Genomic DNA, 22,238 nt, shown 5'->3' on the forward strand with positions numbered 1-22,238 from the left:
CTCCTTTCTCAGCGGACGTAGAGCGTCCGGTAATTGGCGCTGTCGCCAATATATTCCAAAACAGTGTCGCTGTTGCCGTTGCCGGAAGCGAAGGTGGGATCCATGCGGGTCCAGCCGTTTCCGGAGAATTCAATGAGGCGGTCGATCCAGCCTGTCTCCTCTGTGTAGACGCTGATCCAGGCGTGGTAGATGTCGCCTGCGTACCCGATCTCCAGCCGGGCGGGAATGTTCTGGGAGCGGAGCATGGCGCAGGTCAGGGAGGCGTAATCAAAGCAGATGCCTGTCCCGGTCCGCAGCGTCTCGTCCACATCCGGCAGGTAGTTAGCTGTGACGCCGGCAGCTTTCTCCTCATCGTAGGAGACATGGGCGATCACATAGTGGTAGATATCCGAGACCGCGTCCAGGTCGCAGGACGCGTCTGCGACGGCTTCGGAGGCAGTCGAGACGGCCAGGGAATCCCTGGTGAAATTCACATACTGGTTGGGATACAGGAAGGGAAGCAGGCTGCTTTCAAGCCGTACATCCGCTGTCTCCCGGAAGAGGACCGCATACTTGCTGTCCGACAGATGCTCATACCCGTCGATCTGGTAAGTCCCGTCCCCGCCTGTCAGAGGGAGGGCGCTGAATGCGCTGCCCGGTGTGAGGAAATATTTGTACGCCACATCGTCAGGACCTGTGATCTGGATGTTTACTTTGTCGGAGCTGCCGGTATAGCGCGCCATGACGTAGCCCTGGTCTGTGTTGGAAATGTCCACAGTCAGCGTGTCTGTCCCGAGCACCTGCGTCTGGGGGGCGGCAGGCTCATATACGGTGGGCTCGCTGGGACGGGTTCCGTGTTCTCCCGCAGGGGAAGCGTCTTCTGCCGCCGCCGCTTCTTCCACGCCTGCCTTCTGCTCCCCGCAGCCGGAAAGCATAAGCGGCAGCAGAAGGAAGGCGCAGGCCAGACACAGACGCCGGATCCAATGTCTTCGGTACATAGGGACTCCTTTCTTTTTGCCTACTATATAGTATATGGGCAGAAACAGCCGGAATCAAGCGGTTACGTATAAAGTTATGTAGAAACAGGAGACAAAAATTTAAAAAATGCCTGAAAAAGGAAGACTTACGGGGAAAGATACGATATAATAATACTTGTACTTCGCGTACTTATCACGATCAGTCCGAATGGGACTGACAGGATACGAGATCACGATCATTCAGGAGAAAGGAGTGAGCCCGTTGGATAAAGAGAAAAAATATCGCAACAGATGGCGGCTGCTCTCGGCAGTGACGGCGGCTGTGATCATAGCCGCGCCGGTCGTCCGCGCCGGCGTCGTGGACGGCTGGGCGGCAGATACAGGAGAAGCAGTGGAGACGGCGCTGCAGGGAGGGACAGACCCGGCTTCCGGGCAGACGACTGCACCTGCGCCGGAGCCGGCAGCAGAGACAGAGCCGGCAGCAGAGACAGAGCCGGCAGCGGGGGCGGAGTCAACCCCGGACCCTGCGCCAGCACCGGAGCCGGAGACGACGCCGGCATCCGAATCGGCGCCGGAGGCGGAGACAACGCCTGCACCTGAGCCTGTGACGGAGCCGGAGACAGAGCCAACCCCGGATCCTGCGCCGGAAACAGAGCCGGAGACACCGGAGGAGACAGAGGAACCGGCAGAGGAATCTGAAGAGCCGGAAGCGGACGGTGAGCCGGCGGACGACGAGGCGGATGCAGACGGTGCGCCCGAAGAGGATGGCGAGCCGGCGGATGACGAGGCGGAAGCAGACGATGCGCCGGAAGAGGACAGCGAGCCGGCGGACGGCGAGGCAGATGCAGACGATGCGCCCGAAGAGGACAGCGAGCCGGCGGATGACGAGGCGGATGCAGACGATGCGCCGGAAGAGGACAGCGAGCCGGCGGACGGCGAGGCAGATGCAGACGATGCACTTGAAGAGGACGGCGTTCCAGAGGATGATGAGGCGGATGTAGAGGAGCCGGAGGCGGAAGAACCGGAGGCGGTACAGCCGGAGACCCCGGCGGCGCCGGAATCTCCTGAGACGCCGGGCGCGGCAGGGACGCAGATGCAGGAAAAGGATGTGCCCCTGAACAGCTTTACGATGGAGGTTCTTCCGGAACTTTCCTGGAGGCCGTCCGAGTACCTGCTTCCGAAGGAACTGCGGACCAAGTATGAGACCGATATGCCGCTGGAAGGGATCCCTTCCTTTATCACGTCCGAGATGATCACAGGCGCCCTGAAGGTGCAGGATGAATACGGCTATCCGGCGTCTGTCACCATCGCGCAGATCATCCAGGAGTCAGGATACGGCACATACGGACCCGGAGGCGAGGATGGAAGAGGACTTTCCTACCTGGCTTACCAGTATAACAATCTGTTCGGGATCAAGGGGACCGGTACGGCCGGATCAGTGGATCTGCTTACCGGTGAGGAGACCGTGCTTGGGCAGAGGTATATGACCACTGCCGGATTCCGGGCATACTATACATATACGGAGAGTATGGAGGACCGGGCGGAACTTCTGAAGGAGGTCTACAGCGATCTGATCGGGGGCGTGCACGACGCGAACACATTCGCCATGCGGATCGCGGGCCGCTGGGCCACAGACCGCGACTACGGAGAAAGTCTGATCTATCAGATGGAGACGTACGATCTCTACAGACTGGACAGGATGACTCTGGGAGAGTATGAGAGCCTTCTTGACGAGTTCGTGGATCCCTGTCCGGGTTCCAGTGTGACCAGCACGTTTGGATGGCGTGAGTGGAGTCATTCCTACCACTACGGCATTGACCTTGGAACAGGAGAGGAGAACCTGCCTGTCTATGCAGCGGCGGCCGGTACGGTTGCCGGCGTCGGCTATGACGCGTCGGCAGGCAACTGGATCGCGATCGACCATGGGGACGGTGTGGTGACCAAGTACTTCCATAACAGCGAAATGTATGTGGAAAAGGGAGATCAGGTTGAGAAAGGACAGCAGATCAGTCTGAGCGGCACGACGGGAAGGTCGACGGGAAACCATCTGCATTTCCAGCTTGAGATCCAGGGTACTGCGGTAGATCCTGCGCCGTATCTTTTCCCGGAAGAAGAGTAATATTATAAAGAAGACCGAGGCTGCAGCCCTGAACTGTCCGGGCGGCAGCCTTTTTATTCATACAGGCTGTTTTTGGAGGTATATAAGGGATAAAAAATGTGCAAAATTCCGGCATACACAGGTGCGGGAGTATGGTATAATGATTGCACGAAGTGCAATCCAGCCCGGCAGCGGGCTGCCCTGCTTCGCAGGTACAATTGATATACACAAACAGGAGGTTTTAGTATATGCAGATCACAAGACATGTAACGGACGACATCATCTGGGTCGGCTGCAACGACAGGCGGCTCGCCCTCTTTGAGAACCTGTTTCCCATTCCCCGCGGAGTGTCCTACAACTCCTATCTGATTCTGGATGAGAAGACGGTGCTGATGGATACCGTGGACAGCGCGGCCTCCCGGCAGTTCCTTGAGAATGTGGACTACGCGCTTCAGGGGCGCGCCCTGGACTACCTGGTGGTGCAGCACATGGAACCGGATCACTGCGGCACGATCGTAGAGGTGATGCAGCGCTACCCGGAGGCGAAGGTCGTGGGCAGCGTGAAGGCGCTGCAGATGATCGGACAGTTTTACGATGCCAGCGCGTTTGACGCCGGAGAGCGCATGGTGGCGGTCAAGGAGGGGGAGACCCTGTGTGCGGGCGCCCATACGCTCCACTTTGCCATGGCGCCTATGGTGCACTGGCCGGAGGTCATGGTGACCTATGACGAGAAGGACAAGGTCCTCTTTGCGGCGGACGCGTTCGGGACATTCGGAGCCCTGAACGGAAAGCTCTTCAACGATGAAGTGGACTTTGAGGGCGAGTGGCTGGCTGACGCCAGAAGGTACTACACCAACATTGTCGGGAAGTACGGCATGCAGGTACAGACGCTGCTGAAGAAGGCGGCTGCCCTCGATATCCGGATGATCTGCCCCCTGCACGGGCCGGTGTGGAGGAGCGATCTTGGCTGGTTTATCGGCAAGTATGACAAGTGGAGCCGGTATGAAGCCGAGGACAAGGCGGTGGTGATCATCTACGGCTCCATCTACGGACACACGGAGAACGCGGCGGACGCCCTGGCGTCACGGCTGACGGAGAAGGGCGTGCAGGATGTGAAGATGTATGACGTTTCCCAGACGCACGTGTCTGAACTGATCGCAGAGATCTTCCGCTGCAGCCATATCGTGCTGGCATGCTCCACCTACAACGGGGGCATTTACCCGCCCATGGCGGACCTTCTGGAGGATATGAAGGCCCTCTCCGTGCAGAACAAGACGGTGGCCCTCATGGAGAACGGCACCTGGGCAGCGGCCTCCGGACGGCTGATCAGCGCGAAGCTGGAGGAGATGAAGAACATGACCGTCCTGGAGAACAGGATCTCCATCCGCTCTGCCCTGCAGAATGGCCGGGAGACGGAGCTTGACGCGTTCGCGCAGCAGATCGCGGAGGCGATGTAGGATGGAGAAGGCAAGGGAAGGAGCAGCGGGAGAGGACAGCAGGGTCGTGGTGGTCAGCATCATCGTCCGGGACGAGGAGGCAGCCGCTGCAGTCAATGAACTGCTCCACGAGTACAGGCATTACATTGTGGGCCGGATGGGGATCCCCTACCGGCAGAGGCAGGTGTCCATCATCAGCGTGGTCATGGACGCGCCCGGGCCTGTCACGAGCGCCCTGTCCGGCAAGCTGGGCATGACGCCCGGCGTGACGGCAAAGACACTGACGGCAAAAGTATAGTTTTTCAGACGGAGGCGGCACAGGCCTCCGCCTTTCTTTTCCGGACATCTTCTAAAACGGATCTGCCGGCCGTATATATAGGAGAGAGCGTCTGCCGGAAGGAGCGGCGAGGGTGATGAGGTTTTCCAAGATGCAGGGGACGGGGAACGACTATATCTATGTCAATTGTCTGGAGGAGACAGTCCTGGAGCCGGAGAGAAAGGCGAAAGAGCTCAGCGACAGGCATTTCGGGGTCGGGGCGGACGGTCTGATCCTGATCCGCCCTTCCGGGAGGGCGGATTTTGCCATGGAGATGTACAATGCGGACGGCTCGCCCGGCGAGATGTGCGGGAACGGTATCCGGTGCCTGGGGAAATACGTCTATGACCGGGGGCTTACGGACCGGACGGAGCTGACCGTGGAGACCCGCTCCGGTATCCGGACGCTTAAGCTCCTTGGCCTGGAGGGGCCGGGGCGCGGGCAGGTGCGGGCCGTGGGGGTGAACATGGGGAAACCGGTGCTGGAGGCAGACCAGGTGCCCGCCATATCGGAGCATACGTATATGGTCGATGAGCCGGTCTGCGTAAACGGCGATGTGTACCGGATGACGGCTGTATCCATGGGAAATCCGCATGTGATTCTTTTCCGAAGGCACATCCGGGGGCTGGATCTGGAGCATCTGGGGCCGGCCATCGAGTACCACGGCAGATTCCCGCGGCGGGTCAACGCGGAGTTCGTCCAGGTGGAGGACCGCGGGACCATCAGGGTGCGGGTGTGGGAGAGAGGGAGCGGGGAGACCCTCTCCTGCGGCACGGGAGCCTGCGCCGCGGCGGTGGCCGGTGTGCTAAATGACTTGACAGACCGGGATGTTACTGTAAAATTAATAGGAGGAGACCTGTCGGTACAGTGGCGGGATGATACCGGAGAGATCTGGCTGACAGGACCGGCCGTCCATGTGTTTGACGGCGAGATTTAAAAGACAAGGAGATACGAAGCGATGTTCAAAGTAAATGAAGATTACCTGAAACTGCCGGGCAGCTATCTTTTTTCCACGATCGGGAAAAAGGTGGCGGCTTACCAGGAGGCGAACCCGGAGAAATCCATCATCCGCCTCGGCATCGGCGATGTGACCCAGCCGCTCGCGCCGGCCATCATTGACGCGCTCCACAGGTCCGTGGACGAGATGGCGCACGCGGAGACATTCCACGGCTATGCGCCGGATCTTGGCTATGAGTTCCTCCGGAGCGCCATGGCAAAGAACGATTACCAGGCGAAGGGATGCGATATCCGGGCGGATGAGATCTTTATCTCCGACGGGGCCAAGAGCGACTCCGGAAACATCCAGGAGATTTTTGCAAAGGACAATAAGGTGGCCGTGTGCGACCCGGTGTATCCGGTCTATGTGGACACCAACGTGATGGCAGGCCGCACAGGCACGTATGATCCGGAGACGGAGACGTGGAGCGACGTGATCTACATGCCCTGCACGAAGGAGACCAACTTCGCGCCGGAGCTGCCGAAGGAGACGCCGGATCTCATTTACCTGTGCTTCCCCAACAACCCCACCGGTTCCACCATCACAAAGGCCCAGTTGCAGGAGTGGGTGGACTACGCCAACAAAGTGGGCGCGGTCATCATTTACGACGCGGCCTATGAGGCGTACATCTCTGAGGAGGATGTGCCCCACAGCATCTACGAGTGCGAGGGGGCCAGGACCTGCGCCATCGAGCTGCGCAGCTTCTCCAAGAACGCGGGATTTACCGGCGTACGCCTGGGCGCCACCATCATCCCCAAGGATATCAGATCCGGCGATGTGACGCTCCACTCCCTGTGGGCGAGACGCCACGGCACGAAGTACAACGGCGCGCCCTACATCGTACAGCGGGCCGGCGAGGCGGTCTACTCTGAGGCTGGCAGGGCGCAGCTCCGGGAGCAGGTGGCCTACTACATGAATAACGCAAAGGTGATCTTCCAGGGCCTCAAGGACGCCGGCTACAGCGTATCCGGCGGCGTGAACGCTCCCTATATCTGGCTCGAAGTACCGAAGGGCATGACTTCCTGGCAGTTCTTCGATCATCTGCTGGAGCGGGCCGGCGTGGTCGGCACGCCGGGCTCAGGCTTCGGCCCAAGCGGCGAGGGATACTTCCGGCTGACCGCCTTCGGCTCTTACGAGAACACGGTGGCGGCGATAGAGCGGATCAAGAAGATGTAGCAATTGTAATTGCGGACGTAATTGCGGACGTAATACTTTTAAAAAGTATTACGTCCGCAATTGCTTGTACTGGTGTGGAATTGTGTTAGTTGTGATGCGCGCAGATACAATTTGCGATGTCAGTTTGCTCTGTTTATGGGACAAATAGATGGATCCGGTCATCATACAATTCGAAAAATTGAAACAAATGCACGGGTGAGAAATGGGTGCGATATTTTTTTGTCAAACCAGTAAAAAAATCAAAAAAGGGGTTGATTTTTTGGAAAAGCCTGCTATAATAATATTTGTTCGCTGAACAAAACGAATAGAGAACTACAGACGATGCGGATTGGTGTAATGGCAGCACAGCAGACTCTGACTCTGTTAGTAGAGGTTCGAGTCCTCTATCCGTAGTTCCTTGGCAGGGGCGCTGGAACTTCTCAGTGATACAACTGGAAGTTCCGGTCAATTATAACGGAGTGTGGCTCAGCTTGGTAGAGCGCTACGTTCGGGACGTAGAGGTCGCAGGTTCAAATCCTGTCACTCCGATTTTTTCATGCAAAAATATAGGTTTTCGGACACCAAACAGCCGATATTTAATCAAATGTTCGTGTTACCTGGTGTTACCTCACGGACATAAATATAAGGAGGAAATCTTGCGCGTATGCTCCTGTCCGAAAATATCTATTGCGCGATACATAAAGAAAAGATGGTATGAAGAAAAGGATCACTGCTCTTTCAAAAGCAATGATCCTTATTTTTTGTTCTTTGATCTTCCCGTCAGATAATCCAAAAATACATTATAATAGTCCGCCAGTTTGATAAAAACTTCAATCGGAATATTGATCTTTCCCAGTTCATACTTGGAGTATGTTGTCTGTTTTATATTCAGATAATCAGCAATTTCCTGCTGTGTCTTATCATTATCTTCCCGGAGATTACGAATGTTTTCAAATATCATGTCTCTCTACTTCCCTTAATTTTCTCCATTATAGAGAAGTCTCGACACGACTATTGAAAAATAGTCTTGCTGCGACCTTAATTATTTTAAGGATAATATGAAAATCACAGACAGAGAAAAACGACAAACAGACCTGTTGCGGAAGGAGGGGCGTAAAATGGAATGGACAAAAGAACAATACGAACGATTTGAAAAAATTATACTGGACGATGATATGTATTTTACACTTCCAAATAAAGTAATTGTTTAAAAGATAAGTTACAGGTATAATACTTATATAAGCATTTCGGGCATAGAAATTATACTTTTATTTTTGGAAGGGGATCGGATAATATGTGTACACGGAACGATCTTGAAAAAATATTGAAAAAAATCGTTATAATATACCGCAGTATTTATGATCAGAATTTGTGTGATATATATTTGTATGGTTCATATGCGAGGGGAGATTATAACACAGAGTCAGATATTGATATTGTAGCAATCGTAAAAGGTGAACGACAGGAACTACAAAATCAATTAAAGCAAATATGGGATATCGTTTCGGATCTGGAATTAGATTATGAGGTAATCATTTCCCCGACTGTAATCCCATATAGTGAATTTGAAGCTTATAAAGATATACTCCCCTATTACAGAAATATCGCACAGGAAGGAGTAAAGCTGAGTGCCTGATTATCAGAAAGAACTTGTTGAATATCGTTTACAGTCTACTCAAGAAAAACTTCACTCCGCTAAGATATTGCTTGATGCCGGAGAATATAAGGATTCCATCGGAAGATCATACTATGCCATGTTTTCAGCTATCAGAGCTATCCTTGCACTGGATAAAGTAGACTTCTCCAAACACGCAGGAGTAATTGCTTATTTTCAGAAGGAATATGTAAAGACTGGGAAATTTGATAAAGAATATTCCAAATACATAAGCAGTGCTTTTCAGATCAGGAACAACTGTGACTATGCTGATTTCTTTCTGGTGTCTGGAAATGATGCTGTGGAACAGTATAAGAAAGCGGAGAAATTTGTAGATGCAGTGAAGAAATATTTGGAAAAGGATAATTAAAGATAGATGATGAATTAATATTTCAGAAGATGTAATTAGTATATTGCATGCAAAACTGAGACTGTGTAAACAAGTTTCTTTCATATGAAGACGTATCAAAAAGTATGTACAGCAGTTCATTCGCGGACGGAGCTGTAATGGCAGATTCCATTGTTGTGGAAATGAAATAACTTCCCGTTTTTTGCGGAGATGAAGCAAGAACAAATCCTGTTTGATGGAATGGTGATGAAAAGGATCGCCGCTCTTCTGGAGCGGCGGTCCTTACTTTTCCCTGTAATCGCGAAAAAAGACTTGACGTGTCGTGTAGATATGTATTATATATAGATAAACGATATATAGACTGCCTATATAAGAAAGGATGATTCATATGGCTGTTGAAAAATCATTAGTTTCTGGAAGCATGACCATGCTTATTTTAAAACTGTTGTCTGAGAAGGATATGTACGGTTATGAGATGATCGACACATTGCGTCGGAGGTCTCAGAATGTGTTTGAATTAAAGGCCGGAACGCTGTATCCATTGCTGCACAGCCTGGAAGAGAAAGGCTTATTAACCGTATATGAACAGGAATCTGGCGGAAAAACCAGAAAGTATTATAGTCTGACAAACCAGGGAGGGAAACTGCTGGAGAAGAAAACGGAAGAATGGAGAGAGTATTCGGCAGCAGTATCGAATGTTCTGGCATTGGAGGTGTGATTGATGGATGAATATCTGAAGATAGTACTGGAACAGATCCGCTGCAGGAAAGCCCGGCCTTATATACGACAGGAGCTGCAGGACCATATGGAAGAGCAGATCGAGGCAAACATGCATGCCGGCATGGACTGCGAAAGCGCGGAAAAAGCGGCTGTGAAGGATATGGGAGATCCGGTCGAGACGGGCATTTCGCTTGACCGTATCCACAAGCCCCAGATTGCGTGGAAGCTGCTTCTTATCATTGCATTGATCAGTGTAGTAGGTATTATGACGCATACCATGATGACCAGACACATCGACGGGGGTGATGCATATACTTCCGGCAGATATGTGATGCATGTTATAGTGGGAATTGCAGTTATGACGGGCGTATATTTTATGGATTATACAGTACTGGCCAGATCTTCCAAACTGATTGCCGCTGCATTGCTTGCGGTCTGTTTACTGACCCTGCTTTTTGGCGGCATCGTAAATGGCACCTACTGTATGATGATAGGCGGGAGGCTGATATCCATACAGGCATTGATGCTGTTCTATGTTCCGGTTTATGGAGGAGTGATCTATACATATCATGGACTGGGTTACAGGGGATTGATGAAAACGGTTGCGTGGATGGTCATGCCGGTTCTTCTTGTCTGCAGGATACCGGCAATGATGACGGCAGGCCTTATGTTGATATCCATGCTCGTTATGCTGACAATCGCCGTTTGGAAGGATTGGTTTGTGGTATCGAAGAAAAAAACACTGGCTGGGCTTTGGAGCATTTTTATAGCTCTTCCACTTGTAGCTTTCTGCGGGATGTATGTTGGAAATGTTCTGGATTCATACCAGAAGGCGCGTATACAGGCATTTGTTTCCGGCAGTGGAGATGTCAGTTATGTGACTGAAATGCTGCGCTCTTTTTTGACAACAAATAAACTGATAGGAAGCAGCGGGGCGGATATACCGGGATCTTTGCCTGCTTTTAACGCAGACTATATTTTGACGTACTTATCATCTACGTACGGAATGATCGCAGCCATCCTTGTATGCTGTGTTCTGGCTGCTTTGATCGCTGCTGTTTTTGGGACAGCCATGAAGCAGAAAAACCAATTGGGGATGATAATGGGATGTGGATGCGGCATGGTTTTCCTTGTAAGTTTTCTGATCAATATATTGGAAAATCTGGGAGCACTTCCTCCAACCGCGACATTTCTCCCGTTCTTATCTGCAGGTGGAAGTTATCTTGTTGTTTCATACGGGCTCATTGGGATCGTATTAAGCATATACAGGTACAAAAATATTTATCCGCGCCATGTAAAAGTCAAAATGCCACGTATAAAAATGACGATAAAAACTGAAAACTGGTAAAAACAAACACTTGTTCGATGCACGCTTTTGTGGTATGCTGTAGGAAACAAGGAGGAAGACATGACGGAGAAATCATATATCGCCATTGACCTGAAGTCTTTCTACGCCTCCGTAGAGTGCATGGAGCGGGGGCGGGATCCCATGAAGACGAACCTGGTGGTGGCGGACGAAAGCCGGACAGAGAAGACGATCTGCCTGGCCGTATCCCCGTCCCTCAAGGCGTACGGGATCCCCGGAAGGCCCCGGCTCTTCGAGGTGGTGCAGAAGGTGCGGGAGGTCAATGAAAAGCGGCGGCAGCAGGCGCCCGGCGGGCGGCTGAAGGGCAGCTCCGTGCTGGACGGGGAGCTGAAGCGGGATCCGGCCCTGGCGGTGGACTATATCGTGGCGCCGCCGCAGATGGCCCGCTACATGGAGATCAGCGCCAGGATCTATGAAGTATATCTGCGATACATTGCGCCGGAGGACATGCACGTCTACTCCATCGACGAGGTGTTCATTGACGCTACCGGTTATCTGGGGACATACCGGATGACTGCCCGGGATCTTGCCATGAAGCTCATACTGGAAGTGCTGGCCGAGACAGGGATCACGGCGACGGCCGGGATCGGGACGAACCTGTACCTGGCAAAGATCGCGATGGATATCGTGGCCAAGCACATCCAGCCGGACGGCAACGGCGTCCGGATCGCGCAGCTGGATGAGGCGGTCTACCGGAGGCTTCTGTGGGTGCACCGGCCCCTGACGGACTTCTGGAGAGTGGGGCGGGGCTATGCGAAGAAGCTGGAAGAGTACGGCCTCTTCACGATGGGTGACATTGCCCGCTGCTCTGTCGGGAAGCCGGGGGAGTACTATAATGAGGAGCTGCTCTACCGCCTGTTCGGGGTGAACGCGGAGCTTCTCATCGACCATGCCTGGGGCTGGGAGCCGTGCACCATGGCCGATATCAAAGCGTATAAGCCCCGGAGCAGCAGCGTCGGGTCCGGTCAGGTCCTGCACTGCCCCTATCCCTTTGAGAAGGCGAGGCTCGTGGCGCAGGAGATGGCGGATCTGCTGGTGCTGGATCTGGTGGATAAGAGGCTGGTCACGGACCAGGTTGTCCTCACCGTCGGGTATGACATCGAAAACCTGCGGGATCAGGGGCGGCGTCAGCAGTACCGGGGGAAGATCAGGACAGACCGCTACGGCCGGGCCGTGCCGGTGCACGCGCACGGCACGGCCAACCTGGATCAGTACACCTCCTCCACCCGCCGGATCACGAAGGCGGTGACAGAGCTGTTTGACCGGATCGTGGATGCGGATCTTTTGGTGCGGCGGATCACCATGGCCGCCACCCATGTGATCCCGGAGACGGAGATCCCGGAGAAAGAGCAGTTTGAGCAGCTGGACCTCTTTACCGACTACGCGGTGCGCAGCAGGCAAAGAGCGCGCGAGGAGGAGGAGCTTGGCAGAGAGCGGAGCGTGCAGGAGGCTCTGCTGGCGATCAAGAAGAAGTATGGGAAGAATGCGGTCCTCAAAGGCATGAACCTGCAGGAAGGGGCGACGGCCAGGGACCGCAACAGACAGATCGGAGGGCATAAGGCATGACAGGTTACGAGGATATCATTCATCTGCCGCATCACGTGTCTGCACGGCATCCGCAGATGTCCCGGGAGAACCGGGCGGCCCAGTTCGCGCCCTTCGCGGCGCTGACGGGCTACGGGGATGTGATCCGGGAGAGCGCCCGCTTCACGGAGGGCAGGCCGGAGCTCACGGACGAGGAGAAGGAGGAACTGGACTATAAGCTGCGGGCGCTTGGCTCCATGCCGGGGGAAAAGCCGCAGGTCCGCCTTACGTACTTTGTGCCGGATCAGAGAAAGGACGGGGGACTTAGCCGCACGGTCTGCGGCCGGATCCGGAAGGTGGATGCGCAGGGGAAGAGGATCCTGCTGGATGACGGGACCAAAGTGGATGTAGATTGTGTGGTGGATCTGAAATGGTAAGGAAGAACAGAAGATATTTGCTTTGTCTCATGGCGGCGGCTCTGTCTGTTCTGAGCCTGTCCGGCTGTGCGCCGGGGGGAAAGCCGCAGGAGGAAAAGCCGCAGGAGGCCGCGCAGGAAGAAGCAGGGACAGGGCAGGCCGGGACGCTGGACTTTGTCGATGTGTACGGGGAGACATACCGGATGGATATCAACCCGTCGGTTCCAAAGAAGGAGTACCGGGACGATGGGTTCTCGCGCACAGACGGCAGGGCCGCCTATGAAGACGAAACGTATCTTTCCCGGCCGGGCGTGGATGTGTCCCAGTACCAGGGGCAGATCGACTGGGAGAAGGTGAAGGCGGACGGCTTCGAGTTCGCCATGATCCGCATCGGGTACAGGGGATACGGGGAAGAGGGCACGCTGAACCCGGATCCCTGCTTTCAGGACAATATGAAAAATGCCCGGAATGCGGGACTTGATGTGGGCGTGTACTTTTTTTCGCAGGCGGTTGACAGGGAGGAAGCGCTGGAGGAGGCGGACTTTGTGCTGGAGCTTCTGCAGGGAAGCGAGCTGCAGATGCCGGTCGTCTATGACCCGGAGCACATCCTGTATGACGAGGCCAGAACAGATCATGTGTCGGGGGAACAGTTTACGGAGAACACGAAGGTGTTCTGCGAGAGGATCCGGGAGGCGGGATATGAGCCCATGATCTACAGCAACATGCTGTGGGAGGCGTTTGAGCTGGACCTGGAGGAACTGGAGGGTTATCCCGTCTGGTATGCGGACTATGAACCCCTTCCCCAGACGCCCTACCACTTTGCCATGTGGCAGTACACGAACGAGGGGACAGTGGACGGGATTGAAGGACCGGTGGATCTGAATATAGAGATGAGCAAGAGAAAGTAAGAAAGACAGATGCAGGCTTTTGATGGCTGCATCTGTCTTTTTCTATCTGTCTCCTACGACAGCTGGCTCATAAGAAAATTCAGCGATCCGGGCGGATTCTCCGTTCCCTTTTCCAGAAGAGAGATGAGTGCGCCGATCGTCTCGCCGATCTCCCCGGCGGTGGAGGGGATCAGCGTATTGTCCAGCTTGACGGTCAGCACGATCAGCACGATCTCAGCCAGCGCCTCCGGAGCGTCGAACCGGATCTGCCCCGCCTCAATGCCCTGGCGGATGATCTCGGCCAGAACGGGCTTTAACTCTGTGATGATATGATTGAGATACTTCTGATGGAGGAAGGATCTCTCCTGGCTGTCCGCCTCATCCCCCTCCTTTGCCTTCATGAACTCCGCGGAGGAGTTCCGGCATGCCTGGAAGATCATGGCCATCCGGGTAAAGGGGGAGATGCCGGTCTGGTATGCCAGTTCTTTTGCAGTCTGCAGCGGCTTCTCGTAGTTGCGTTCCACAAGCGCGTCCAGGATCGCGTCCTTGGACGGAAAATAGTAATAGATGCTGCCCTTGGCGATCCCGGCAGTGTGTGCGATCTGGCTGACGGAGATGGCCTGCAGGTTCTGCTGTCTCAAAAGCTCCTGAAGAGCGTCCAGTATTCTGTCATATTTCACCTGTTTCGGCATACAGATCCCCTTTCTTTTCTATGCGTCACCCGTCTGTTGCGGAGGGAAAGATTTCCTATCTACTATAGCACATCAGAACACAGACCGCCAACTGGAAAATCGCACAAAAAGCAGGCCGTGATCCACGGTGAATTTGCGTGTAAAGACAATTGACCGACGGCCGAAAAAATGATACTCTTACAGAGTAATCAATATGACCGATGGTCAAAAATGTAGAAATCGGTCGAGAAGGAGGTAGCTATGACCTACGCGGATATGTTTGCAAAGGTAAAGGGCATGCTGATGGACGCGGATGTGAGCGATCTGCACGAGCATCTGGCCTATCAGTTCAACATCACCGGTGAGGCGGAAGGGATCTTCTACGCCGAGGTGAGGGACGGACAGCTGTATGTGGAGCCCTATGAGTATTTTGACAGGGACGCCATGTTTACCTGCTCTGCGGAGACACTGTTTAAGATCGCGGACGGCAAGACGGATCCGATCCTGGCAGTGACGCTCGGGAAACTGAAAGTGGAAGGAAATATCGAGAAGGCATTGAGACTGAGGGAGCTCATCGACAGCAAGAAGAAGGGAAAATAAATGGGAAAAATCATGAAGGGGGCGGCGGCGCTCCTGGGAGTGCTGGCTGCCGCGGAGGCGGGCGGAAGCGCCTACCTGTACAGGCGGACGATGATCCGCTGCAATGCGAAGACAGAACGGACGATGAAGATGTCCGGCGTGGACTGGGAGAAATATATCCCCATGATGAAGGCGCGCCGGGAGTGGATGATGGAGCAGCCCCACGAGGACGTGTGGATCACATCCCACGATGGCCTGAAACTCCACGGCACATATTTTAAAGGCGGGGAAGGGAACCGGGCCGTGATCTGTTTTCACGGGTACACGAGCGAGGGACTGAACGATTACGGCAGCCTCTCAGACTATTATCTGAAGCGGGGCTTCCGGATGCTGCTGGTGGACCTGCGGGCTCACGGGCAGAGCGGGGGAGAGCACATCGGATTCGGCAGCATGGACCGCTTTGACGGGGTGCGGTGGGTGGACTGGATGGTGGAGAAGACCGGCGGGGACGCGCAGATCCTGCTTCACGGCAATTCCATGGGAAGCGCCACAGTCTGCATGATGAGCGGCCTTAAGCTGCCGCCCCAGGTGAAGGGGATCGTCTCCGACTGCGCCTTCACATCCATGAAGGATGTTTTCACGCATGTACTTCACAGCATGTACCATATCCCGGCCTTTCCCATGCTGCAGATCGCGGACCGGGCGAACAGAAAGCAGGTGGGATACGGGCTGGATGACTGCGACTCGTCCAGGGAAGTGCGCAAGGCCACCGTGCCCTTCCTTTTTATCCACGGCGCAGACGACGTGTTCGTCCCCTGCTGGATGACAGAGAAGATTTATGAGAACTGTGCTTCTCCAAAGACGAAGCTGATCGTCAGAGGCGCAGGGCACGGCGAGAGCTATTATAAGGACACGGAAGGCTACGAGAAGGCTTTGGATTCATTTATCGGGAGGATCATGAAATGATGAGAAAAAGAAAAGGACATAAGGTGTATCCGCTGACAGTGGCGCAGAAATTCCATCTGTACTACCTGCCGTTCTGCCCTTCGGCGGCGGTGCTGAATATCGGCACAAGCCTGACCATCGAGGTGGAGCTGGACTGGGACCTGCTTGCAACGTCCATCAATAAGGCGTACGCAAGAAGCGAGGGCATGCGGATCCGTTTTGCCAAAGACAAAGAGGGCACCTGGTATCAGTACGTGGCGGATCCGGAGGAGAAGGAGATCGAGTTCGCGGATTTCTCCGGCGGCACCATGGAGGAGGCCGAAGCGGTCATGCAGAAGTGGACCACGGTTCCCTTTAAGATGGCGGACTCGCCGATGACGAGAGTTGTCATGATCAAAATGCCGGACGGGTTTAACGGCATTTATTTCCTGGGACACCACATGGTGGTGGACGCCCAGTCGCTGATCTGCTTCTTGAAGGACATCATCGAGCTCTACTGCCATGAGAAGTATGAGGGTGTCCCCTATCCGAAGGACATGGCCTCCTACATCGAGCAGCTCGAGAAGGATCTGGCCTACGAGGCGGGCAGCAGGGCCCAGGCAAGGGACATTGCTTTCTTTGAAAAGGAGATCAGAGAGGGGGGCGAGCCCATCTACAATGGCCTCCACGGCAGGGACAGGCTGGAGGCGGCCAGGGCCATGTTCGGGAACCCGCAGCTGCGCACCGCCTTCAACGCATCCGATGACACTGCCTCCGCGCTTGACATCTTCCATCTGGAGGCGGAGCCCACGAAGCGGCTGATGGACTTCTGCGGGACATACCACGTGTCGCTGGCGTGCCTGCTCCTCATGGGCCTGCGCACCTATTACCAGAAGATGAACGGCTTTGAAGATGTGTCCATCAACAACGCCATCGCAAGAAGAGCGACTCTGAAGGAGAAAAAATCCGGCGGCACAAGGATCCATTCCTTTCCGCTGCGCACGGTGTTCCCTGAGGATATGAAGTTCGTGGACGGCGTCTTTGCTATCCGGGACAAGCAAAATGAGATCTTCCGTCATGCCAACTACGACCCGACCGCCTATTTTGCCTGCCGCTCCAGGTGCTATCCGCAGCCCCGGGCGGGCCTTGGCTACGAGCCCATCTCCCTGACCTATCAGCCTATGACGCTGCAGGAGAACGGCCTCACCGAGCTGGGCGATATCCGTTACAAGACAAAATGGTATCCCAACGGCACCTGCCCTCAGGGCGTGTATCTGACAGTCATGCACCGGCCGGAAGACAACGGGCTGGACTTCAATTTTGAACACCAGGTCAAGGCTTACTCCCGGGAGGAACTGGAGTACCTGTACTACTATCTGTGCAGGATCATGTTCAAGGGGGCGGAGAATCCGGATCTGACCATCGGCGAGATCATCAGACTGGTATAAAGGAAAAAGAAGAAGATAGAGGAGGAAAACGATCATGTTTGAGAAACTGGTACATATCATCTGCAACTACGTGGAAGTGGAGCCGGAGAATATCCGTCCTGATTCCCGGTTCATGGAGGATCTGGGATTCACATCCTTTGATTTTATGAGCATGCTCGGAGAGATCGAGGACGAGTTCGACGTGGAAGTCGAGCAGACGAAGGCCGCGGATATCCGCACTGTGCAGGAGGCGGCCGACTACCTGGAAAAACTGATGGCTGAGGCGTAAGACGCCCCGGGGAAAGGATGGGAACTATGCTTTGCAGTACTGTCCGCGAAATCCTGGCCGCCGCGGAGGAGAAGTACGGCCCGGAGGACGCGATCCGATATAAAGTAAGTAAGAATGAGATTGCCGCAAAATCCTACACACAGCTTCTTGAGGACAGCGAAAGCTTTTCCTGCGTACTCCGGGATCTGGGGGAGCAGGGGGGCCATATCGCTGTCATCGGCGCCACCTCCTACGAGTGGCTTGTAACCTATTTCGGCACTGTGGACAGCGGCAGCGTCATCGTGCCCCTGGATGTGAACCTGCCGGCGGAGGATGTGTGCGACCTGATCGCCCGCTCCGACTCCACGGTGCTGGTGTACGACGAGATCCGAAGAGACGTGGCGGCCCTTGCCAAAGACCGCTGTCCGCAGCTTCGGACTCTCATCTCCATGCAGCAGGAGGAGCACGAAGATCACGCCTGCTCCTTCCGGAAGCTTCTGGAGGAACATAAAGGTCCCTTTGCATGTGAACTCCGGCCGGATCAGCTGTGCACGATCATGTTCACGTCCGGCACAACCGGAAAGAGCAAGGGCGTCATGCTGACCCACCGCAATGTGGCGGAGAACGCCACCTGTCTGGATATGAAGATCCCGGAGCGCACGGTGATCATGACAGTGCTTCCGATCCATCACGCCTACTGCCTGAGTATGGATATCTTAAAGGGTGTCTCCCTGGGGTCTGTGATCTGCATCAACGACTCGCTGCTGCGGGTGGCGAAGAACATCAAGCTCTTTAAGCCGGAGATGATCCTGATGGTGCCGCTGATGATCGAGACCATGGCCAGGAAGCTGGAGGAGGCTTCCCTTCTGCCTGCAAAGATCGTGAAGAGCCAGGTGTTCGGGAAGCAGTTCCACACTATCTGCAGCGGCGGCGCCTATCTGGACCCGTCCTACATCGATCTGTTTCAGAAGTATGATATCACCATCCAGCAGGGTTACGGCATGACCGAGTGCGCGCCGGTCATCAGCGTCAACCAGAGCTGGGATATCCGCAAGGACTCGGTGGGACAGCTTCTCCCGAACTGCCAGGCGAAGACGGTGGACGGCGAACTCTGGGTAAAGGGGAGCAGCGTCATGCAGGGCTACTACAAGATGCCGGAGGAGACGGCGCAGACGCTGGAGGACGGCTGGCTGAAGACAGGCGATCTCGGTTACGTGGACGGGGACGGCTTCGTCTATCTCACCGGCCGGAAGAAGAATCTGATCATCACAAAAAACGGGGAAAATGTTTCTCCTGAAGAGCTGGAGAATGTCCTTGGCATGAACCGCCTGGTGGGCGAGGTGCTTGTACGGGAAAAGGGAGGCGTCATCGAGGCGGAGATCTACCCGGATCAGGACTATGTGAAGAAGAAAAAGATCAAAGATATAAGAGCGGCCCTCCAGGATGTGATCGACACATACAACAGAGGGGCTGCTCCTCACAAAAAGATCTACAGCCTTGTGGTGCGTGATACCGAGTTCGAAAAGACGACCACAAGGAAGATCAGGAGATTCTAGAGGCCCTGTTCCCGCAGCTTCCGGTACTGCTTCAGGCCCGCCGGCGCCGCGTGGGAGGAGAATCCCAGATAGCGGATCCGCCCGGCGGCTTTCTGCTTCAGGAGATAGCCGATGTAGTCCCGGGCGGGATCCATGTAGGCGTCGAAGAACTGCTCCTGCACGCTGTGGAGGAGATAGAAGTTAAAGTAATCTGTCCGGCAGCGCGCCAGCTGCTCTTCAAATACATGTTCCAGGTCTGTCCGCGCCTCCACGTAGAACTTGGACGCCAGGAAGTAGCTGTCCCGGGGATAGCGGGAGAGCGCTTCGCCGAGGAACTGTTCCGAGTCGGTCTTGTGGTAGGTAAAGGCAGTGTCAAAGTAATTGATCCCGCTGGCAAAGGCCTGGTCGATCACCTCCATGGCCGGGGCGCGGTCAATCTTCGCGGTGTCTCCGGGAATGGTGGGGAGACGCAGGCTCCCCAGGCCCAGGGCAGAGATCTTGTTTCCTTTAAAGTCTTTGTAGTACATCTTATTCCTCCCTTCCTTTTTGTTCGTTGGATATCGTGCGGTACAGGCGGCGGATCGCCGCCCCGTCAGCCAGGAATTCGGAGAAGGCGCTGGCGCTCCCCGCGCTCACGGCCAGGCGGAACGCGTGGCTGTAGTCCTTCCGCTCCAGCCAGCCGGCCAGGAAGCCGGCCACCATGGAGTCCCCGGCGCCCACCGCGTTCACGAGCCGGCCCTGCGGGGCAGAAAGCATGTGCACGGCACCCCTCTCGTCCAGCAGGACAGCGCCGTTGCCGCCCATGGAGACGAGCACGTTTCTGGCGCCCCGGTCCTGCAGGGCGCGGGCCCACGGGACGACCTCCTCCTTTTCCGTCAGTGTGACATGGAAGAGGTCTCCCAGCTCATGGTGGTTAGGCTTGATGAGAAAGGGATGCAGGGGAAGCGCATCCAGCAGGAGATCCCGCTCCGCGTCCACCGCGAAGGAGACGCCCCGCCCGCCCAGAGCCTTCATGATATCCCGGTAAAAGGTGCCGGGCAGGCCGGACGGGAGGCTGCCGGCCAGCACCACGAAGTCGCCCGCCTGCAGCTTCTCCAGCCGCGCCATCAGCTGCCTGACAGCCTCCGGGCGGATCCGGGGTCCCTGCCCGTTGATCTCGGTCCCGTCGAATTCTTTGATCTTCACATTGATTCTGGAACACCCCTCCCCCGCATCGATAAATTCGCTCTGAAATCCAAGCCCCTCCACCATGCGGCGGATCTCGGCGCCCGTGAAGCCGGCGGTAAAGCCAAGGGCCGTACTTGGAATGCCGAGGCTGTGAAGGACAGTGGATACGTTGATCCCCTTGCCGCCGGGAAGGAGCAGCTGCGATGTGGTCCGGTTCGTCTTTCCCAGCCGGAATCCTTCCGTGCCGGTGATGTAATCGAGGGATGGATTGCAGGTGATGGTATAGATCATGCCTTTTACACCTCCTGCCTTAGATTATAAGGGAAAATCTGCCCTAAAACAATGGGAAACGCATTGACGCGGCAGGGAGAAAGCAGTAAGATAATCGTTGGCAAAAAACGACAGGAGGAACTGTGCGGTGAAGCGAAATAAATATGAAATAGACATGTGCAACGGATCGATCATGGACAAGCTGATCTCCTTCTCCCTTCCGCTCATGCTCTCGAGCATCCTGCAGCTGATGTTCAACGCGGTGGATATCATCGTGGTGGGGCGGTTCAGCGGCAGCGGGGCGCTGGCGGCGGTGGGCTCCACCACAGCCCTGATCAATATATTTACCAATCTCTTCATCGGCATTTCCCTGGGCGCCAATGTGCTGGCGGCCAGGTACTACGCGGCGGGGCGGGACCGGGAGATGTCCGAGGCGGTACATACGGCCATTGCCCTGGCGCTCGCAAGCGGGGTTGTCATGGCCTTCGCGGGCGTCGCCATGTCGCGCCTGGCGCTGGATATCATGGACACGCCGGCGGATGTGATCGACCAGTCCGTGCTCTACATGCGGATCTATTTCATGGGCATGCCCTTCTTCATGCTCTACAACTACGGTGCAGCCATCCTGCGCGCGGTGGGGGACACGAAGCGGCCCCTCCTCTTCCTGGCCGCCGCCGGCATGGCCAATGTGGCCCTGGACCTTCTTCTGGTGGTGGTGATCCCCCTCGATGTGGCGGGCGTGGCCATCGGCACCGTGGCCTCCCAGATGGTTTCCAGCGTGCTTGTGCTCCGGTGCCTGTACAAGACGGACAGCAGCTATCAGCTGCGGTTCTCAAAGCTGCGGATCCGCGCCGTGCACCTGAAGCGGATCTTTCAGGTGGGGATCCCGGCCGGGATCCAGAGCACGGTGATCAACTTCTCCAACGCCATGCTCCAGTCCTCCGTCAATTCTTTCGGCGCGACAGCCATGGCAGGCTACACGGCGGCCAACAATATCCTGGGATTCCTCTATGTGTCCGTGAATGCGGTCACCCAGGCCTGCATGAGCTTTACAAGCCAGAACTACAGCGTGGGCAAGCAGAAGCGCATGGACCGGGTGCTCCTGGACTGCCTGATCCTCTCCGTGGGGGCGGCGGGTGTGCTGGGTGTGGGGGCCTATGTGTTCGGGTCCCGGCTCCTGGGGATCTACACGTCGGACGATGCGGTGATCCGGTGCGGGCTGGAGATCCTCTCCATCACCACCGTCCCCTATTTCCTGTGCGGCATCATGGATCTTCTGCCCGGCGCCCTGCGGGGGATGGGGAGGTCCGCGGTTCCCATGGTCCTGTCCGTGATCGGCACAGTGGGCACGAGGATCCTCTGGATCTACGTGTTCTTCCCTCACCACAGATCGCTCTATTTCCTCTTTATCTCCTACCCGGGTTCCTGGATCGCCACCATCGCGATGCAGGCTGTCTGCTTCTGGTTCGTGCGCCGGCAGTGCGCCCGGCAGCTGAAAGCGGCGGGACTGTGATCTTCCGTGT

The 22,238-nt window shown here is 55.6% G+C and carries 23 protein-coding genes and 2 tRNA genes; 20 read left to right on the forward strand and 5 right to left on the reverse strand.

Translation table 11 applies throughout. The annotated features are described in order from the left end of the window. Positions 1–8: 8 nt before the first annotated feature. A complete protein-coding gene (locus H6A20_RS05200; protein ID WP_204906086.1) occupies positions 9–977 on the reverse strand; it encodes a transglutaminase-like domain-containing protein in 969 nt (322 codons plus the stop codon). Between the two features lie 187 nt (positions 978–1,164). On the opposite strand from H6A20_RS05200, the gene H6A20_RS13530 reads away from it, so the two are divergent. The 7 genes from H6A20_RS13530 (at position 1,165) to H6A20_RS05235 (ending at position 7,507) form a co-directional block, all read left to right on the forward strand. Continuing rightward, positions 1,165–3,075: a peptidoglycan DD-metalloendopeptidase family protein gene (locus H6A20_RS13530; protein ID WP_243426135.1), complete on the forward strand. Its 1,911-nt coding sequence runs from the start codon at positions 1,165–1,167 to the stop codon at positions 3,073–3,075. Positions 3,076–3,302: 227 nt separating this feature from the next. Further along, positions 3,303–4,511 (forward strand): FprA family A-type flavoprotein, encoded by a 1,209-nt coding sequence (locus tag H6A20_RS05210; RefSeq protein WP_204906087.1) that lies wholly within the window; start codon positions 3,303–3,305, stop codon positions 4,509–4,511. A 1-nt stretch (position 4,512) separates the two neighbouring features. Next, positions 4,513–4,788 (forward strand): TM1266 family iron-only hydrogenase system putative regulator, encoded by a 276-nt coding sequence (locus H6A20_RS05215; protein WP_204906088.1) that lies wholly within the window; start codon positions 4,513–4,515, stop codon positions 4,786–4,788. A 115-nt stretch (positions 4,789–4,903) separates the two neighbouring features. Then, complete coding sequence (gene dapF / locus H6A20_RS05220; RefSeq protein WP_204906089.1) at positions 4,904–5,743, forward strand: diaminopimelate epimerase; 840 nt, start codon at positions 4,904–4,906, stop codon at positions 5,741–5,743. A 21-nt stretch (positions 5,744–5,764) separates the two neighbouring features. Next, positions 5,765–6,979, forward strand: coding sequence for an LL-diaminopimelate aminotransferase (locus H6A20_RS05225; protein WP_204906090.1), 1,215 nt, complete (start codon positions 5,765–5,767; stop codon positions 6,977–6,979). Positions 6,980–7,301: 322 nt separating this feature from the next. After that, positions 7,302–7,372: transfer RNA gene (locus H6A20_RS05230), tRNA-Gln, on the forward strand. A gap of 61 nt (positions 7,373–7,433) precedes the next feature. Beyond that, positions 7,434–7,507: transfer RNA gene (locus tag H6A20_RS05235), tRNA-Pro, on the forward strand. Positions 7,508–7,712: 205 nt separating this feature from the next. On the opposite strand, the gene H6A20_RS05240 is transcribed toward H6A20_RS05235, so the two are convergent. Then, entirely contained in the window at positions 7,713–7,919 is a 207-nt protein-coding gene (locus tag H6A20_RS05240) for a helix-turn-helix domain-containing protein (protein WP_204906091.1), read from the reverse strand. A 333-nt stretch (positions 7,920–8,252) separates the two neighbouring features. Between H6A20_RS05240 and H6A20_RS05245 the strand changes: the two genes are divergently transcribed. The 7 genes from H6A20_RS05245 to H6A20_RS05275 all read left to right on the forward strand — a co-directional run bounded on the left by H6A20_RS05245 (position 8,253) and on the right by H6A20_RS05275 (position 13,895). Continuing rightward, complete coding sequence (locus H6A20_RS05245) at positions 8,253–8,594, forward strand: nucleotidyltransferase domain-containing protein (RefSeq protein WP_204906092.1); 342 nt, start codon at positions 8,253–8,255, stop codon at positions 8,592–8,594. Beyond that, positions 8,587–8,982 carry a HEPN domain-containing protein gene (locus H6A20_RS05250; RefSeq protein ID WP_204906093.1) on the forward strand — a complete coding sequence of 132 codons (396 nt, stop codon included), beginning with the start codon at positions 8,587–8,589 and terminating at the stop codon, positions 8,980–8,982. Before H6A20_RS05245 ends, H6A20_RS05250 begins: the two co-directional genes overlap by 8 nt. A 367-nt stretch (positions 8,983–9,349) precedes the next feature. After that, complete coding sequence (locus H6A20_RS05255; RefSeq protein ID WP_204906094.1) at positions 9,350–9,679, forward strand: PadR family transcriptional regulator; 330 nt, start codon at positions 9,350–9,352, stop codon at positions 9,677–9,679. 3 nt (positions 9,680–9,682) lie between these two features. After that, positions 9,683–11,029 carry an FtsW/RodA/SpoVE family cell cycle protein gene (locus H6A20_RS05260; protein ID WP_204906095.1) on the forward strand — a complete coding sequence of 449 codons (1,347 nt, stop codon included), beginning with the start codon at positions 9,683–9,685 and terminating at the stop codon, positions 11,027–11,029. A 60-nt stretch (positions 11,030–11,089) separates the two neighbouring features. Next, positions 11,090–12,613, forward strand: a complete 1,524-nt coding sequence (locus tag H6A20_RS05265) for a Y-family DNA polymerase (protein ID WP_204906096.1) — start codon at positions 11,090–11,092, stop codon at positions 12,611–12,613. Beyond that, the gene (locus H6A20_RS05270; protein WP_204906097.1) at positions 12,610–13,008 is read left to right on the forward strand and encodes a YolD-like family protein; all 399 of its coding nucleotides are present in this window, start codon (positions 12,610–12,612) and stop codon (positions 13,006–13,008) included. Before H6A20_RS05265 ends, H6A20_RS05270 begins: the two co-directional genes overlap by 4 nt. 29 nt (positions 13,009–13,037) lie before the next feature. Continuing rightward, entirely contained in the window at positions 13,038–13,895 is an 858-nt protein-coding gene (locus H6A20_RS05275) for a glycoside hydrolase family 25 protein (RefSeq protein WP_243426136.1), read from the forward strand. Positions 13,896–13,948: 53 nt separating this feature from the next. On the opposite strand, the gene H6A20_RS05280 is transcribed toward H6A20_RS05275, so the two are convergent. Further along, a complete protein-coding gene (locus H6A20_RS05280; RefSeq protein WP_204906099.1) occupies positions 13,949–14,566 on the reverse strand; it encodes a TetR/AcrR family transcriptional regulator in 618 nt (205 codons plus the stop codon). A 240-nt stretch (positions 14,567–14,806) separates the two neighbouring features. Here H6A20_RS05280 and H6A20_RS05285 point away from each other — a divergent pair, with 240 nt between their 5' ends. From H6A20_RS05285 to H6A20_RS05305, 5 genes are read left to right on the forward strand one after another with little or no spacing between them, the layout of a single operon-like run. Continuing rightward, complete coding sequence (locus tag H6A20_RS05285; protein ID WP_204906100.1) at positions 14,807–15,145, forward strand: SCP2 sterol-binding domain-containing protein; 339 nt, start codon at positions 14,807–14,809, stop codon at positions 15,143–15,145. After that, positions 15,146–16,090: an alpha/beta hydrolase gene (locus tag H6A20_RS05290; protein WP_204906101.1), complete on the forward strand. Its 945-nt coding sequence runs from the start codon at positions 15,146–15,148 to the stop codon at positions 16,088–16,090. Continuing rightward, positions 16,090–17,496, forward strand: coding sequence for a condensation domain-containing protein (locus H6A20_RS05295; protein ID WP_204906102.1), 1,407 nt, complete (start codon positions 16,090–16,092; stop codon positions 17,494–17,496). The genes H6A20_RS05290 and H6A20_RS05295 overlap by 1 nt, the downstream gene beginning before the upstream one ends. A 34-nt stretch (positions 17,497–17,530) precedes the next feature. Next, positions 17,531–17,764, forward strand: coding sequence for an acyl carrier protein (locus H6A20_RS05300; protein ID WP_204906103.1), 234 nt, complete (start codon positions 17,531–17,533; stop codon positions 17,762–17,764). Positions 17,765–17,790: 26 nt separating this feature from the next. Continuing rightward, positions 17,791–19,299: an AMP-binding protein gene (locus H6A20_RS05305; RefSeq protein ID WP_204906104.1), complete on the forward strand. Its 1,509-nt coding sequence runs from the start codon at positions 17,791–17,793 to the stop codon at positions 19,297–19,299. On the opposite strand, the gene H6A20_RS05310 is transcribed toward H6A20_RS05305, so the two are convergent. Both H6A20_RS05310 and pfkB read right to left on the reverse strand, forming a co-directional pair. Further along, entirely contained in the window at positions 19,296–19,805 is a 510-nt protein-coding gene (locus H6A20_RS05310; protein ID WP_204906105.1) for an aldo/keto reductase, read from the reverse strand. The genes H6A20_RS05305 and H6A20_RS05310 overlap by 4 nt on opposite strands. 1 nt (position 19,806) lies before the next feature. Next, entirely contained in the window at positions 19,807–20,736 is a 930-nt protein-coding gene (pfkB, locus tag H6A20_RS05315) for a 1-phosphofructokinase (protein ID WP_204906106.1), read from the reverse strand. Between the two features lie 127 nt (positions 20,737–20,863). Here pfkB and H6A20_RS05320 point away from each other — a divergent pair, with 127 nt between their 5' ends. Beyond that, positions 20,864–22,228: an MATE family efflux transporter gene (locus tag H6A20_RS05320; RefSeq protein WP_338106589.1), complete on the forward strand. Its 1,365-nt coding sequence runs from the start codon at positions 20,864–20,866 to the stop codon at positions 22,226–22,228. Positions 22,229–22,238 lie beyond the last annotated feature (10 nt).

The organism is Mordavella massiliensis (genome assembly GCF_016901695.1).
GTDB classification, from domain to species: domain Bacteria; phylum Bacillota; class Clostridia; order Lachnospirales; family Lachnospiraceae; genus Claveliimonas; species Claveliimonas massiliensis_A.